We start from the raw sequence: 14,655 nt of genomic DNA, 5'->3' as shown, positions 1-14,655 counted from the left end.
TCCATTTGGTGTGCCGGATTCCTGATGGATCCCGCCCCGTCGTGCCGGGCCGCACGCCGGGGCGTCCCGTCACCGGGCGTCGGCCCCCTCACCCGTACGTGCTGTGGACCACGTCCGGGCGGAGCGTCGACCATCGATCCCACCTCGGACAACGACCGCCGGGCCGGGTGGTGACGCCTCCGACCCGCCGGGCGTCTCCGGCGAGCGCGGCGACCGTCGCAGGCGCGACGTAGGCTGCCCTGCATGCGAATCGGAGCCCACGTCGATCCGACCGACCCGCTGGCCGAGGCGGCCGCCCGGCAGGCCGAGGCGGTGCAGTTCTTCCTGGCCGACCCGCAGGGCTGGAAGGCCCCGAAGCCGCGCGAGGACGCCGAGCGCCTGCGCGCCGCCGACGTCGACCTCTACGTGCACGCGCCGTACGTGATCAACGTGGCCACGCTCAACAACCGGATCCGCATCCCCAGCCGCAAGCTGCTGCTCGCCCACGCCACCGCCGCGGCGGCCGTCGGCGCCAAGGGCCTGATCGTGCACGGCGGCCACGTCAACGCCGGCCAGGACGTCGCCGTCGGCTTCGACAACTGGCGCAAGACCTTCGCGTACGCGGCGGAGTCCGGCGGATTCCCGCTCCCGGTGCTGATCGAGAACACCGCCGGTGGTGACAACGCCTGTGCCCGGCACCTCGACTCGCTGGCCCGGCTCTGGGACGCGCTCGGCGACCACGAGGTCGGCTTCTGCCTCGACACCTGCCACGCCCACGCGGGCGGCGAGGAGCTGCTGGGCCTGGTCGACCGGGTGAAGGCGATCACCGGCCGGATCGACCTGATCCACGCGAACAACTCGAAGGGCGCCTTCAACTCCGGTCAGGACCGGCACGACAACCTCACCGGCGGCACCATCGACCCGGAGCTGCTGGTGGCGGTGATCCGCGCGGCAGGCGCGCCGGTGATCGTGGAGACCCCCGGCGGCGTCGAGGGCCAGGCCGGCGACATCGCGTTCCTGCGCGGGCAGTTGGGTGCGGCGGAGTGACCGCCGAGAAGTCCGGCACGACCGGCCGCCGGTCCGGCGCCGAGACCCGGGCGGACGGGACCGGCGCGAAGAACCCGCCGGACGACGCGGCCGGGGCCGGGCCGGGGAGCGGCTCGCCCGACGAGCGCGCGTCCGGCGCGGACAGCTCCGGTGAGGACGACACCGCGGGCACGGTGACGAGTGCCGGCAAGGCGAAGCGGACCCGCAAGGCTCGCCGCACCGGCGCGGCGAAGGCGGCAGGCACGGCGAGCACCGCCGACAAGACGAGCACCGCCGACAAGGCGGGTGCCGGCACCGACAAGGCGGAGGCCGGCACCGAAGCCGGGACCGAGGCCGAGGCCCGGGACAGAGCGGACGCCGCCAAGAAGGACGGCGACGCCGCGGAGAAGAACGACGCCGCGAAGCAGGACGGTACGGGCGACGACGAGCCGGCCGACCCCTGGTCCGCGTTCGGTCCGGCACCCGAGCCAGTGCTCGGCCGCCCCCGCCGGGCCGTCCGCGCCGTGGGCCGGTTCCTGGTGCACGAGTGGACGCTCGTCGTCGTCGCCGCGCTGGCGCTGGCGGCGGCGATGACCTGGCCCACGCTGCGCTATCCGCGGCACACGCTGCCGCAGGACTACTGGGACCCGAGCCTGCAGGCGTGGCAGATGGCGTGGTCCGGGCACATCCTGCGGACGAACCCGGCGCAGCTGTGGCACTCGAACACGTTCTATCCGGAGAACTGGAGCTTCGCGTTCTCCGACACGCTCCTCGGGTACGCCCCGGCCGGCCTGATCGGGGTCGGCCCGGAGCACGCCGTGCTGCGCTACAACATCATGTTCGTGCTGGCGCACGCGCTCGCCGCGTTCGGCGCGTACGCGCTGGCCCGGCAGCTCGGCGCGGGCCGGATCGGCGGCGCGGTGGCCGGGGCGAGCTTCGCCTACGCGCCGTGGCTGCTGGCCCAGGCCGGCCACCTGCACATCATCTCCAACGGCGGCATCCCGTTGGCGCTGGCGATGCTGGCCCGGGGGCACGGCTGGTCACTGCGGTACGGGTACCGGCCGCGCCGCCGGCACGCGGGCTGGGCGTTCGCCGGGTGGCTGGTGGCCGCTTGGCAGCTCAGTCTCGGCTTCGGCATCGGGCTGCCGTTCGCGTACATGCTGGCCGGGGTGGTCCTGGTCTCGGTGGTGCTGTGGTTCGTGCGGCGGCGCAAGGTGAAGCGCCCGTTCGGCCGGCGGCTGTTCCTGGCCGACGTGCTGGGCGGGCTCGTCTTCGCGGCGGTGGGCGCGGCGCTGGCGGTGCCCTACTTCAAGGTCGCCGAGCTGCACCCGAACGCGGAGCGCACGATCGGCGACATCGGGCTCTACTCGCCGCCGGCGAGCGGGTTCTTCACCGCGCCGGCCGAGTCCCGGGTCTGGGGTGGTCTGCACGAGGGTGCCCGGGCCGTGCTGCCCTGGCATCCGGAGATGACGTTGCTGCCGGGCTTCGTGCTCTACGCGCTCGCCGCCGGGGGGCTGTTCTTCTCGGTGTGGCGGGTCCGGCACCGGATCTTCCTGCTCGCCGGTGTGCTCGTCACGATGGCGCTGGCGATGGGCACCCGGTTCTTCGGCGGCCGGTTCACCTACGTGCCGTTGTTCGACTATCTGCCGGGATGGAGCGGGCTGCGCACGCCGGGCCGGATGATGCTCTGGACCACGCTGCTGCTGGGTCTGCTCGCGGCGGGTGCGGTCACCGCGTTCTGCATGCGCGTACGCGAGCTGGCCGCCGAGCGGGTGCCGCCGTGGCCGGGTCCGTGGCTGCGGCTGGCCACGCTGCTGCCGTTGGCGCTGGTGATCGTGGAGGGGCTGAACGCGACGCCGCAGCCGGTGGTGCCACGGCAGCCGGCGGCGCTGCGGACCGTGGACGGGCCGATGCTCGTGCTGCCGAGCAGTCAGAACCTGGATCAGCCGGTGATGCTCTGGTCCACCGACCGGTTCCAGCCGATGGTCAACGGCGGCAGCGGCTTCACGCCCCGGTCGCAGGCCCGGATCCGCGAGGCGACAGTCAGCTTCCCGGACTACGCGAGCGTCGACTACCTGCGGCAGATCGGCGTGAAGAACGTGGTGGTGTTGCGCGACGAGCTGGAGGGCACCCCGTGGGAGGGGATGCTGGACCGGCCGGTCGACGTGCTGCGCGTGGCCCGGGAGCAGGTCGGCGAGGCGGTCGTGTTCCGGCTCTAGACCGGCCTGCTCCCGTCGCTCAGACCGGCACGGGTTCGGCGGGCTGTTCGGCGGCGCGCGCCCGCCAACGCTGGTGCCAGGGCGCGTCGGGCGCGCCGTCGAGCACCCCGCCGTCGGGGTCGTCGGCGTAGGTCTGCCGGACCGCGTCGAGTTCGGGCCGCATGATGTCCCGGATGATGAATCCGCAGAGCACCGCCACGGTGATCAGACGCAGGCTCGACGCCAGCACGAAGACGCCCTCGGGGAAGACGGGCCGGGACATGGCCGTGCCGAGCAGTTCACCGTAGAACGCGGCGAAGTAGCCGACCTCGGCGATCTGCCAGGCGAGGAACGCGCCCCAGCGCGGCCGGGCGAGCACCGCGAGCGGCAGCAGCCAGAGCACGAACTGCTGGGACCAGACCTTGCTGAAGATGAGGAACGCGGCGACCACCAGGAAGGCGAGCTGGGCCAGCCGGGGCCGGCGCGGCGCCAGCAACGCCAGGCCGGCCACGCCGAGGCAGGCCAGCCCGAAGAGCAGGTACGACACCCAGTTGAGCGTGGGGATGTTGGCGTTGAGCCATTCGAACGGCCCGAGTTCGCCGGGTGCGGACGGGCTGATCCGGCCGTCCAGGTAGCGGCCGATGTACCAGAGCGTGCCCCAGTCGATGGGCCGTGTGGTGTTCAGGTCGAAGAAGCGTTCCCAGTTCTCCCGGTAGGGGATCGCCACCGGCAGGTTGACCGCCACAAGGGACACCAGCGCGGTGGCGGTGGCGACGAGCCCGGCCGCCAGCTTCCCGGCCCGCAGCGCGAGCACCAGGATCGGGCCGAGGAGGAACAGCGGCCACATCTTGGCCGCGCCGCCGAGTCCGATCAGGACGCCCGCCACTGCGGGCAGCAGCATCGCGTACCGGTCGGGGCGGGCGCGTGCCCAGGCCAGCAGGCCGAACGCGGCCAGGCCGATGGCGAGCAGGTCCCAGTTGACGGTGGCGGTGAGCACCAGGATCGGGGAGAGCGCGAACAACGCGGCGTCCCAGGGTCGTCGGCGGCGCAGGCTGAGGATGACCGCGACGGTGGCGACGGCGAGCGCGCCGAGCACCAGCGCGTTGAGGTTGTAGAACCACTGTCCCTGGTTGATGGCGGGGTTGTCGACGCCGAGGGCGTGCACCGGCAGGCCGAGCGCGCCCATGAAGTAGCCGGTCAGCACCGGGTACTCCACCGGGTGGTCGGCGTAGGGCACCTTGCCCTCGTTGAGCCCTTCGGCGTAGTAGAGCGCCAGCACGTCGGTGTAGCACATGCGGGTGTACTGGATGTTGTTCTGCCACGCGCCGTCCTGGCAGGGGGATTTCTGCACCCAGTGCAGTGCCAGCGTCAGGCAGACCAGCGCCAGCACGATCCGGCCGGCGGTCCAGAACCGGCTCTCGCGGTCGGCCGGCCGGTCCAGGGCGGCGGCGTGGTCGCCGAGCGGCCCGCCGATCAGACCGGAGGCGCCGCGGACGAACCAGTCCGAGCGGGACGGATGGTCCACCGTCTCTGATCGCGGCGCCGCCTCGGACGCGCCGGGCTCATCGATGCCTGCGGGCGACTGGGTGCTCATGGAGAGGCATCCTGCCGTACACAGGGGGTCGCCGTCCCGTCGCGCGCGGAGAAATTCCGGTACGCGAAACGCCGGCGGCGGCCGGACCGCTCGGGTCCGGCCGCCGCCGTCAGGTCGTGCGCGTCAGTTCTGGCGTGTCGGTGGCGTGCTCGGTAGCAGCCCGCCACCACCACCGCCGGGGCGTCCGCCGCCGCCGGGTAGCCCGCCCCCGCCGGGGTTGCCGCCCTGGTCGCCGCCGCCGGGCGTGCCGCCGGGGCAGAACAGGCCCAGTGGGTCGCAGCCCGGTCCGCCCGGCTGGCCCGGCTCGTTCGCCGGCGGCGGCGGGGCCTCGCCGTTGCCGGCGTCGTCCTTGCCGACGTTCGCCGCGGGCGGGAACTCTTCCTTGTCCTTGCCCTTGAGCGCGTCGTCCATGAAGCGCTTGAAGATGTCACCGGGCATCCGGGCGCCGCTGATGTCCCGGCCGTCCTTGTACTGGATCGCCTTGCGGTCCTTGACGTTGCCGACCCAGACCGCGGTGGCGAGTTGTGGCGTGTAGCCGATCATCCAGGCGTCGCCGTTGCGGGTGGTCTTGTCGCCGAGTTCCCAGGTGCCGGTCTTCTCGGCGACCTGACGGCCGTCGTCGAGCCGCTTGTTGATCTGGGCCGGATACTGCTTCAGCACGGAGGTGACGTCGGCGACGATGTCCTTGTCGATCCGCTGCTGCCCCTTGAGCTTCTCCCCGCCGACCACGTCCCACTTACCGGTGTCCGGGTTCTGCTTCTCCACCTTCCGGATGAAGTGCGCCTTGTGGTACATGCCCTGGTTCGCGAACGTGGCGACACCGTTTGCGTGGTCGAGCACCGTGATCGGGTACTGGCCGTAACCGAGGACGTGGAAGAACGGCGACGGTGCCAGGTCCTTCGGGTCGGCCTTGGTCAGATCGTGCGCCTTGGCCGGGTTGGTGTCGGTCTGCCACATCGTGGTGACGCCGGCCTGCTTGGCCATGTCGAGCACCTTGTCCGGGCCGATCTGCTCCGTGATGTAGTAGAACGGCACGTTCAGCGACTTCAGCGTCGACAGTTCGAGCGTGCAGGAGTCACCGCAGGAGACCTTGTCCGCGCCGGCGTTGCTGACCTTGAACTTGGTGCCCTTCGGCGTGAACGCCGACCCCTTCCACCGGGACTTGAGCGAGATGCCTTCCTTCAGCGCCGCCGCGAGCGTGTAGATCTTGAAGCTCGAACCCGGTGAGTGGCCACCGCTCACGACGCCGTTGTCGACGTTCTTTCCGGCGTAGTCGGTGCCGGTGCCGTTGTCGCCGCCGTAGTAGGCGAGCACCCGGCCGGTCTTCGGATCGATGGCCACCACGGCGGCCATCAGGTTCGACGGCTGGCCGGCGAGCTCGGAGCCCTTCTTGGCCCGCTGGGCCGCGTCGAGCGCCGCCTCCTGCATCTTCTTGTTGATGGTGGTGGTGATCTTGTAACCACCCCGGCTCAGCGCCTTGGAGCACAGCGGCTTCTTCTCGGTCGCCTCGGCCTCGTTGTCGGTGCAGAGCTTCATCTCGCGCAGTTCCTGCGAGACGTAGTTGACGATGTTGCCGTACGGGGTGTCGATGCCGAAGCCCCCGCCGCTGTTCTTCGACGGCTTCTGGATGTTCTTCGGGTACTCGGTAGGGTGCTGCGGCGTGTTCGGCGCGTCCAGCCACTTCTCCGTGATCATGCCGTTGATCACGTAGTTCCACCGGTCGACTGCGGCCGGCTGGTTGATGGCCGGGTCGTAGCCCTTGTGCGTGGCGCTGGGCTCCGGCTGCTTAATCAGTGCCGCCAGCACCGCGGCCTCGGCCACGGTCAGGTCCTTGACGTTCTTCTTGAAGTACGTCTGCGACGCGGCCTGGATGCCGTACGCGCCGCGACCGAAGTAGATGACGTTCAGGTAGTGCTGCATGATCACGCGCTTGTCGTACTTGTCGTTCAGCTTGGAGGCGAGGATCGCCTCCTTCACCTTGCGGCCGTACGTGTCCTGGTCCAGGTGGTCGAACGCGTTGCGCGCGTACTGCTGGGTGATGGTCGAGGCGCCCTGCTTGTCGCCGCCGGTGAGGTTGTTCCACGCGGCGCGGGCGATGCCCTTGTAGTCCACACCGGAGTGCTCGTAGAAGTTCCGGTCCTCCGCCGCAGCGACCGCGTGCTGGACGTGCTCCGGGATCTGGTCGATGGTGACCAGCTGGCGGTTCTGGTCGCCGATCCGGGCGATGGCGGTCTTGCCGGTCGAGTCGTAGATGGTGGTGGACAGCGGCGGGATGGTGTCCTGGGGGAGCACCACCTTGGTGGAGTACCAGGTAAAGCTCACCACGCCGATGCCGGCGAGCATGATGAACACGGCGAAGCCGGCGATCAGCATGTTGATCCGGCGGCGCTTCTTCGCGCGCGCCGGGTCCTCGCCGCGACCGCCCCGGCCGGGGCCGGTCGGGCCGCCGGGACCGCCGGGACCGCCACCGGCGGAGCCGGGCACCCGGGCGCGGCCGCCCACCGCCGCCGCGCCGACGCTCGCCCGGGCGCCGACACTCGCGCGCCCGCCCACGCTCGCCGCCCCCACGCTCGCCGCGCCGACCGCGGCACGTCCGGCCGGAGCGGCCGGGGAGACCGGAACCGACGCCCGTCCGGCGCCCGCGCGCCCGGAGGCGCCGGGTGCCGGCGAGACGGGCACCGAGGCGCGGCCGCCCGCGCCGGCCCGGCCCACCGAGGCCGAGCCCGATGCCGGGCGCGGCGCCGGAGCGGCGCCACCGACCGAGGCCCGGCCGCCCGAGCCGTACGGTGTCGCGGAGGCGCGCGCCGAGGCGCCGCCGTCCGGGGAGCCGGACCAACCGTTCCCGCCCTGGTTCCACTCGGAACCGGGGTCGCCGTTCGGGCCCGGGATCTGGGCCCGCCCACGCGAAGAACTGGGATCGCCGTAGTTCATTCCTCACACCCTGCCGGTCGCGGTGGGGCGCGGGGGCGCCGCCACCGGGTTGCCGTGAGCTGGAACACGGGACGTTACCCGCCGGCCGTGCCCGCGGTTGCCCGTCAAATCCGATCTATTCGGACTAATTACGTCTAAGGGCTGTCGATTCCGCCACCCGGGGAATGGGCCGGCAGAGATCGGGACAGCCACGTTCACCGTTGCGCCTCTCGCCTTCGCCGAGGGGTGGAGCCGTTGGCCGCGACGGAATCCTCCGCGCCCTCCGCCTCGCCCGCGAGACCGTCCCGGCCGAGCAGGAACTGCTCGACGAGATGGTTCCAGTCGCAGCCGGGGCAGACCTCCACCACGAACACCTGGAACTCACGCAGCGTCATGGCCAGGACGGGCAACTCGGCCCGGGTACGCGCCTGGCCGGCCGACTGCTTGAGTTCGTCACCGTAAATGTAGTGGACGTGGATCAGGTTCTCGCTGCGGCAGATCGGGCAGCGGTGATCGGTCGGCTCGCCGTGGAAGCGCGCAGCGTTCTTCAGGTACGGCGAGGCGTCGCAGACGTCGTACGTGCCGATCCGCCCGGCGAGCAGTTCACGCAGCACCGCCCGCTTCTGGAGCGAGTAGTCGACGACCTGGCGCTGCGTACGCATGCGGCAAAGGGTACGCGCTCCGACGAACCCAGGCGACCATGGTCACGATGCGTGATGATCGCGTCGCGTAAGACAGGGTTTGCCCCGTACATCGGCGTCCGCTAACGTGCGATGTATCGGTCCGATACATCGCGGTGGTTAGTGCTCCGCGCAGGGGGAAAGAAGGGATGGCCCGTGCTCGAGCTCGCCATCCTCGGCCTCCTGCAGGAGGCGCCGATGCACGGCTACGAACTGCGCAAGGAGCTGACCGCCAAGCTCGGCGCCATCCGGGCGGCGATCAGCTACGGCTCGCTCTACCCGACCCTGCGCCGGCTGCAGGCGGCGGGATGGATCACCGAAGCCGCTGAGACACCCGCGACCGCCGAGGAGGTTCCCGCGCTGACCAGCCGACGTGGTCGGGTGGTCTACACCATTACCGCGGAGGGCAAGGAACGCTTCGCCCAGCTGATAGCGCAGGCTGGACCCGAGACGTACGACGACACGGGCTTCGGGGTGCACTTCGCGTTCTTCGCCCGGACCGACCAGGCCACCCGGCTCCGGATCCTGGAAGGTCGTCGTCGCAAGATCGAGGAACGTCGCGAAGGTCTTCGCGACGTGCTCGGCCGGGCAGCCGAGCGACTCGACGCGTACACCCTGGAACTGCAACGCCACGGGCTCGACGCCTGTGAGCGCGAAGTCCGCTGGCTGGAGGAGCTCATCGCCAACGAGCGCTCCGGCCGGGCCCCGGCCGACCCGCGAACCGGGACGGCCGACGGCCGACGAGACAACGACAGCCCGCCCACGCCTGGAACGTCCAGGACAGAGCGGCCGTGATGAAGAAGAAGGAGGCAGACGCTATGGGCTCCGTCCGCGTCGCCATCGTCGGTGTGGGTAACTGCGCCTCGTCCCTGGTCCAGGGCGTGGAGTACTACCGGAACGCCGACCCGAACGACCGCGTCCCGGGTCTCATGCACGTCACCTTCGGCGACTACCACGTATCCGACGTGAAGTTCGTCGCGGCGTTCGACGTGGACGCCAAGAAGGTGGGCATGGACCTCGCGGAGGCGATCGTCGCCAGCGAGAACAACACGATCAAGCTGTGCGACGTGCCGCCGACCGGCGTCACCGTGCAGCGCGGCCCGACCTTCGACGGTCTCGGCCAGTACTACCGCGAGATCGTCGAGGAGTCGGACGCCAAGCCGGTCGACGTGGCGCAGGCGCTGCGCGACGCGCAGGTCGACGTGGTCGTCTCCTACCTCCCGGTGGGCTCCGAGGAGGCCGACAAGTTCTACGCCCAGGCCGCGATCGACGCCGGCTGCGCGTTCGTGAACGCCCTGCCGGTCTTCATCGCCTCCGACCCGGAGTGGGCGAAGAAGTTCACCGACGCCGGCCTGCCGATCGTCGGCGACGACATCAAGAGCCAGGTCGGCGCCACGATCGTGCACCGCGCCCTGGCGAAGCTCTTCGAGGACCGCGGGGTCGAGCTGCTGCGCACGTACCAGCTCAACTTCGGCGGCAACATGGACTTCATGAACATGCTGGAGCGCAACCGCCTGGTCTCGAAGAAGATCTCGAAGACCCAGTCGGTGACCTCCCAGATCCCGCACGAGATGCAGAAGAGCGACGTGCACATCGGCCCGTCCGACCACGTGCCGTGGCTGGACGACCGCAAGTGGGCGTACATCCGCCTGGAGGGCCGTTCCTTCGGCGACACCCCGCTCAACGCGGAGCTGAAGCTCGAGGTGTGGGACTCGCCGAACTCGGCCGGTGTCATCATCGACGCCGTCCGGGCCGCGAAGATCGCGCTGGACCGGAAGATCGGTGGCCCGATCCTCTCCGCCTCCTCGTACTTCATGAAGTCCCCGCCGGAGCAGTACGCCGACCACGACGCGCACGCCGCCGTCGAGGCGTTCATCGCCGGCGAGATCGAGCGCTGACGCGCTGAAACGCTGAAGAAGGAAGGCCGGGTCCGCGCGGACCCGGCCTTCCTTCTTCGGGTACGTCAGGACCAGGCGCGCCGCAGCGCCACGGCCGCCTCCAGCTCCAGCAGCGTCACCTTGCGCGGCAGCCCGCCGCCGAAGCCGACCAGCTTGCCGCCCGCGCCGACGATCCGGTGACAGGGCACGATCACCGGCACCGGATTGCGGTTGCAGGCCACCCCGACCGCCCGCGCGCCGCCCGGGTCGCCGACCGCCTTCGCCACCTCGCCGTAGGTCTTCGTCTCCCCGTACGGGATGCCTGTCATCTCCCGCCAGACCGCGCGTTCGAACTCCGAGCCGCGCGGGGCCGACACCGGCACCGTGAACTCGGTCAGCTCACCGGCGAAGTACGCCCGCAGCTCCGTCACCGCCAACCGCGCCACCGCGTCGCCGGGCTCGTCGGCCGCCCCGTCCACCCGGCCGAAGTGCGCGCCGCGCACCGCGTCGTCGTCGGTGCCGACGGAGAACTCCCCGATCGGTGAGTCGAGCACTGTCCAGCGCATGCCACCCATTGTCGCGCGACGGGCAAAGATTTCCCCGCCCCGGGCGTCTGGAGATGCGGAGGTGGACGGTGGCAGAGGTCGACGGGGAGTTCACCGCGTTCGTCAACGAGCGGGGAGCGGCCCTGCTGCGGGTCGCCTACGCGCTGGCCGGCAGCCAGCACGCGGCGGAGGATCTGCTGCAGAACGCGCTGGCCAAGGCGTACGTCCGGTGGCCCCGGATCCACGGCGACGCGGAGCCGTACGTGAAACGGATCCTCTACCACGACCAGGTCTCCGGCTGGCGGCGGCGGGCGCGGCGCGCGGAGGTGCCGGTGGCCGAACTGCCGGAGCGACCGGCCGCCGGCGACGACAGCGACCTGCGGCTGCTGGTGCGGGACGCGCTGCGGACACTGCCGCCGCGTCAGCGCGCGGTGCTCACCCTGCGCTACCTGGAGGACCTGAGCGTCGAGCAGACAGCCGCGCTGCTCGGCTGCCGCCCCGGCACCGTGGCCAGCCAGAGCACCAAGGCGCTGGCCCGTCTCCGGAAGCTGGTGCCGGGGCTGGACGGGCTGACGAACCGGACGGAGGTGACCCGATGAGCACGTCGCTGGACGAGACGCTGCGGACAGCCGTACACGATCTCGCCGACGGCGCCGCGCCCGCGCCGGACCTGGCGTGGCGCGCGCTCGGCCGGGGCCGCAGGCTGCGCCGCCGACGGCGGGTGGGCACCGCCGCTGCCGCGCTCGTCGCCGTGCTCGCGGTGGCGCTGCCGTTCGTCCTGCTCCGGCCGCGTCCCGCCCCGCCGCCGACCGCGCCGCCGGTCACCGTCGACCCGTCGCCCGTCATCAGGTCGGCGCCCGGACCGAACTGGGCGGACGGGCCGCTGGTGCTGCCCGGCGACTGGGTGGTCACCGGCACGCGGGCGAGGGCGGGCGCCGCCGGGCCGTCGTACCTGCTCGACCGGGGACGCGGCCGGTACTACGGCAACGACCGCTACGACGCCGTCCTGCCCGCGCCCACCGGCTCGCTGGTGGCGGTCTGGGACGACGGCCGGCCCCGGCAGGTCGGCCTGGTCGACGTGGTCCGGGGCACCACCCGCTGGTACGAGCCGGGCCGCGCGCTGGGCTCGCCGAACTGGTCGCCGGACGGCCGCAGCCTGCTGTTCACCAGTAACCGGGTCGGTCACCCCGGTTTCGTCGTGCTGAGCGCCGCCGGCACCGTCCGCTCCCACGCTGTCGACACCGGCCGCTATCCCTGTACCGATTCCTGCCCCTTCCTGTGGAGCCGGGACGGGCGGGAGGTGCTGCTCCCGCAGACCGACCCGAACGGCCCCCGGTCCGAGGCGGTCCGGCACCCCCGGCGCGGCGTGCAGTTCTTCGCCGCCGACAGCGGCCGGCCCACCCGGTTCGAGCCGCTGCCGGGCGACCCGGCCGGGCCGTGGGCCTGGTCACCGGACGGGCGGCTGGTGGTGGTGCAGGGGCAGAAGGAGCCGCTGCTCGTGGAGGCGGCGACCGGCCGGGTGGTGAACCCGTTGCCGGTGGCCGACGTCGTCTGGGTCGGCGACGACCGCCTGCTCTACCGGCTGCCGTACGGGTCGCGGGACTTCGTGCTCGCCGACACCACCGGCCGCGAACTCGTGCGTCAGCCGCTGCCGGAGGACCTCGCCCTCGCCGAGGTGACGATCGCGCCGCGCTGACCCGGCGCTGAACCTCTGCTGGACGTAGTGGATGTTGCACGGCGTCGATACCGTGCAGGTCATGGCCACCGGGACGCTCATCTTCCTGATCATCGGCGGGGTCGGTGTGGGCGTGCTGACGCTCGCCCTGCTCGGCTCGGGAGTGCTCCACCTCGGCCAGCCGGACGTCGACGGGCCGGTGTCGCTGGAGGCGGCCGCCGGGTTCACCGGCGCGTTCGGCTTCGGCGCCGCGATCGTCAACGAGCTGCTCGGCGGGCGTACCCCCGGGATGATCGCGGCGGCGGTGGCCGGCGGCGCGCTCGCCGCCGTGCCCACCGGCTGGCTGGCGGCCCGGCTCAGTCGCGCGGCCCGCAACATGCGCACCGACGCCACCCCCACCCGCGACCACCTGGCCGGCGCGATCGGCCTGGTGGTAACGCCGATCCCCAGCGGCGGCTACGGCGAGGTGCGGGTACGCCTCGCCGGCCAGCCGGTGAAGCTCAACGCCCGCGCCGACGGGCCGATCCCGGTCGGCACCCGGATCTTCGTGGTCGAAGCACTGAGCGAGACCAGCGTGCACGTCGAGACCTACTGACACCAACAGACGGGAATGCCCATGCCCCTGCTCGTCGCCATCGGCGGCGCGGTCCTCCTCGCCGTCGTCCTCGTACTCTTCGTGTTGTCCCGGATCAAGGTGGCCGGGCCGAACCAGGCGTTCATCGTCACCGGCCGCAAGGGCCGCACCACCCAGACCGCCGACGGAGCCCGCTCCACCGACATGTCCGGGCAGAAGGTCGTGCTCGGCGCCTCGGTGTTCGTCCTGCCGGTGGTGCAGAAGCTCCAGTCGCTCGACCTGTCCAGCCGCCGGATCGACGTCAGCATCCGCGGCGCGGTGAGCAAGCAGGGCATCCGCACCGAGCTGCACGGCGTCGCGATCGTCAAGGTCGGCGGCACCGAGGACGCGATCCGCGCCGCCGCCCAGCGCTTCCTGAACCAGCAGGAGGAGATCGACAACTTCACCCGCGAGGTGCTGGCCGGCGCGCTCCGCTCGATCGTCGGGCGGCTCACCGTCGAGGAGATCATCCGGGACCGGGCGGCGTTCGCCAGCGCGGTCGCCGAGGAGGCCGAGCACTCGATGACCAACCAGGGTCTGGTGCTGGACACGTTCCAGCTCCAGGACATCCTGGCCGAGGGCTCCTACCTGCAGGACCTGGGGCGGCCGGAGGCGGCCCGGGTGCTCAAGGACGCGGCCATCGCCGAGGCGCGGGCCCGCCAGCAGGCCGAGCAGGAGCGGCTGCTCGCCGAGGAGGCGATCGCCGAGGCGAACCGGAACCTGGCGCTCAAGCAGGCCGGCATCCAGGCCGAGATCGACGCGGCCAAGGCGAAGTCGGCGGCGGCCGGGCCGCTCGCCCAGGCCGAGCGGGACCAGGCGATCCTCTCCGAGCAGCAGAAGGTGGCCGAGCGCAACGCCGAGCTGAAGCAGCGCCAGCTCGACACCGAGGTGCGCAAGCCGGCCGACGCGGCCCGGTACAAGGTGGAGCAGGAGGCCGAGGCGAACCGCAACGCGGCGGTACTCAACGCCGACGCGCAGCGGCAGGCGACCATCGCCGCCGCGCAGGCCGCCGCCGAGCAGGCCCGCCTCACCGGTGAGGGCGAGCGGGCCCGCCGGGCCGCGCTGGCCGAGGCGAACGCGATCGAGGGCGCCAAGGAGGGCGAGGCGGAGCAGCGCCGGCGTTCCGCGATCGCCGAGGCGGTCGAGCGGGAGGGCCAGGCCGAGGCGGCGGCCATCCTCGCCAAGGGTCAGGCCGAGGCCGACGCGATGGCCCGCAAGGCCGAGGCGTTCGCCGCGTACGGCGAGGCGGCCGTCCTGGACCTGCTGGTCAAGGTGCTGCCCGAGGTGGTCGGCGCGGCCAGCGCCCCGATCGGCGCGATCGACAAGATGACGGTGATCTCCACCGACGGCGCGTCGTCGCTGACCAAGTCGGTGGCCGGGAACGTCGCCCAGGGTCTCCAACTCGGCAGCGACCTCACCGGCATCGACCTGGCCGCGCTGCTGGCGCGGCTGGGCAGCAGCGCGCAGAACAACGGCAAGAACACTGTGGACGGCAGCACCGTCGACGCGTGACGAACGACGGCGCCCGCCGGGTCTCCCCTCGGGGAGCCGGCGGGCG

At 71.9% G+C, this 14,655-nt stretch carries 12 protein-coding genes; 8 read left to right on the top strand and 4 right to left on the bottom strand.

The window, feature by feature from the left end; genetic code table 11:
* The first annotated feature begins 243 nt into the window (after positions 1-243).
* Together BAW75_RS01555 and BAW75_RS01550 are read left to right on the top strand one after the other, a co-directional pair.
* Positions 244-1,026 (top strand): deoxyribonuclease IV, encoded by a 783-nt coding sequence (locus BAW75_RS01555; RefSeq protein ID WP_104112386.1) that lies wholly within the window; start codon positions 244-246, stop codon positions 1,024-1,026.
* Positions 1,023-3,224 (top strand): ABC transporter permease, encoded by a 2,202-nt coding sequence (locus BAW75_RS01550; RefSeq protein WP_104112385.1) that lies wholly within the window; start codon positions 1,023-1,025, stop codon positions 3,222-3,224. The genes BAW75_RS01555 and BAW75_RS01550 overlap by 4 nt, the downstream gene beginning before the upstream one ends.
* Positions 3,225-3,243: 19 nt before the next feature.
* Here BAW75_RS01550 and BAW75_RS01545 read toward each other — a convergent pair whose 3' ends face one another.
* The 3 genes from BAW75_RS01545 to BAW75_RS01535 all read right to left on the bottom strand — a co-directional run bounded on the left by BAW75_RS01545 (position 3,244) and on the right by BAW75_RS01535 (position 8,369).
* A complete protein-coding gene (locus BAW75_RS01545) occupies positions 3,244-4,797 on the bottom strand; it encodes a glycosyltransferase family 87 protein (protein ID WP_104112384.1) in 1,554 nt (517 codons plus the stop codon).
* 123 nt (positions 4,798-4,920) lie between these two features.
* Entirely contained in the window at positions 4,921-7,728 is a 2,808-nt protein-coding gene (locus BAW75_RS01540; protein WP_104112383.1) for a transglycosylase domain-containing protein, read from the bottom strand.
* A gap of 194 nt (positions 7,729-7,922) precedes the next feature.
* Entirely contained in the window at positions 7,923-8,369 is a 447-nt protein-coding gene (locus tag BAW75_RS01535) for a DUF5318 domain-containing protein (RefSeq protein ID WP_043327699.1), read from the bottom strand.
* Between the two features lie 174 nt (positions 8,370-8,543).
* Between BAW75_RS01535 and BAW75_RS01530 the strand changes: the two genes are divergently transcribed.
* On the top strand, positions 8,544-9,182 hold the full coding sequence (locus BAW75_RS01530) for a PadR family transcriptional regulator (RefSeq protein WP_030499481.1): 639 nt from the start codon (positions 8,544-8,546) through the stop codon (positions 9,180-9,182).
* Positions 9,183-9,205: 23 nt separating this feature from the next.
* A complete protein-coding gene (locus tag BAW75_RS01525) occupies positions 9,206-10,285 on the top strand; it encodes an inositol-3-phosphate synthase (protein ID WP_030499482.1) in 1,080 nt (359 codons plus the stop codon).
* Between the two features lie 65 nt (positions 10,286-10,350).
* Here BAW75_RS01525 and BAW75_RS01520 read toward each other — a convergent pair whose 3' ends face one another.
* Entirely contained in the window at positions 10,351-10,830 is a 480-nt protein-coding gene (locus BAW75_RS01520) for a methylated-DNA--[protein]-cysteine S-methyltransferase (protein ID WP_043327698.1), read from the bottom strand.
* A 68-nt stretch (positions 10,831-10,898) separates the two neighbouring features.
* On the opposite strand from BAW75_RS01520, the gene BAW75_RS01515 reads away from it, so the two are divergent.
* The 4 genes from BAW75_RS01515 to BAW75_RS01500 are packed head-to-tail and all read left to right on the top strand — an operon-like array spanning position 10,899 to position 14,609.
* Positions 10,899-11,408 (top strand): SigE family RNA polymerase sigma factor, encoded by a 510-nt coding sequence (locus tag BAW75_RS01515; protein WP_369799317.1) that lies wholly within the window; start codon positions 10,899-10,901, stop codon positions 11,406-11,408.
* A complete protein-coding gene (locus BAW75_RS01510; protein ID WP_104112382.1) occupies positions 11,405-12,505 on the top strand; it encodes a TolB family protein in 1,101 nt (366 codons plus the stop codon). Before BAW75_RS01515 ends, BAW75_RS01510 begins: the two co-directional genes overlap by 4 nt.
* A 31-nt stretch (positions 12,506-12,536) precedes the next feature.
* A complete protein-coding gene (locus tag BAW75_RS01505) occupies positions 12,537-13,079 on the top strand; it encodes an NfeD family protein (RefSeq protein ID WP_043327696.1) in 543 nt (180 codons plus the stop codon).
* Positions 13,080-13,100: 21 nt separating this feature from the next.
* Complete coding sequence (locus BAW75_RS01500) at positions 13,101-14,609, top strand: flotillin family protein (protein ID WP_104112381.1); 1,509 nt, start codon at positions 13,101-13,103, stop codon at positions 14,607-14,609.
* Positions 14,610-14,655: the final 46 nt, after the last annotated feature.

The sequence above is a fragment of the Micromonospora chalcea genome (genome assembly GCF_002926165.1).
Lineage (GTDB): Bacteria > Actinomycetota > Actinomycetes > Mycobacteriales > Micromonosporaceae > Micromonospora > Micromonospora chalcea.
The sequence above is the reverse complement of the archived record's forward strand: the minus strand, read 5'-3'. Positions and strand labels throughout refer to the sequence as shown.

What these genes read in the sequence shown, in the direction of transcription:
- BAW75_RS01555 (WP_104112386.1), top strand. Translation starts at nt 244, where the DNA reads ATGCGAATCGGAGCCCACGTCGATCCGACCGACCCGCTGGCCGAGGCG.
- BAW75_RS01545 (WP_104112384.1), bottom strand. Translation starts at nt 4,797, where the DNA reads ATGAGCACCCAGTCGCCCGCAGGCATCGATGAGCCCGGCGCGTCCGAG.
- BAW75_RS01540 (WP_104112383.1), bottom strand. Translation starts at nt 7,728, where the DNA reads ATGAACTACGGCGATCCCAGTTCTTCGCGTGGGCGGGCCCAGATCCCG.
- BAW75_RS01535 (WP_043327699.1), bottom strand. Translation starts at nt 8,369, where the DNA reads ATGCGTACGCAGCGCCAGGTCGTCGACTACTCGCTCCAGAAGCGGGCG.
- BAW75_RS01525 (WP_030499482.1), top strand. Translation starts at nt 9,206, where the DNA reads ATGGGCTCCGTCCGCGTCGCCATCGTCGGTGTGGGTAACTGCGCCTCG.
- BAW75_RS01520 (WP_043327698.1), bottom strand. Translation starts at nt 10,830, where the DNA reads ATGCGCTGGACAGTGCTCGACTCACCGATCGGGGAGTTCTCCGTCGGC.
- BAW75_RS01510 (WP_104112382.1), top strand. Translation starts at nt 11,405, where the DNA reads ATGAGCACGTCGCTGGACGAGACGCTGCGGACAGCCGTACACGATCTC.
- BAW75_RS01505 (WP_043327696.1), top strand. Translation starts at nt 12,537, where the DNA reads ATGTTGCACGGCGTCGATACCGTGCAGGTCATGGCCACCGGGACGCTC.
- BAW75_RS01500 (WP_104112381.1), top strand. Translation starts at nt 13,101, where the DNA reads ATGCCCCTGCTCGTCGCCATCGGCGGCGCGGTCCTCCTCGCCGTCGTC.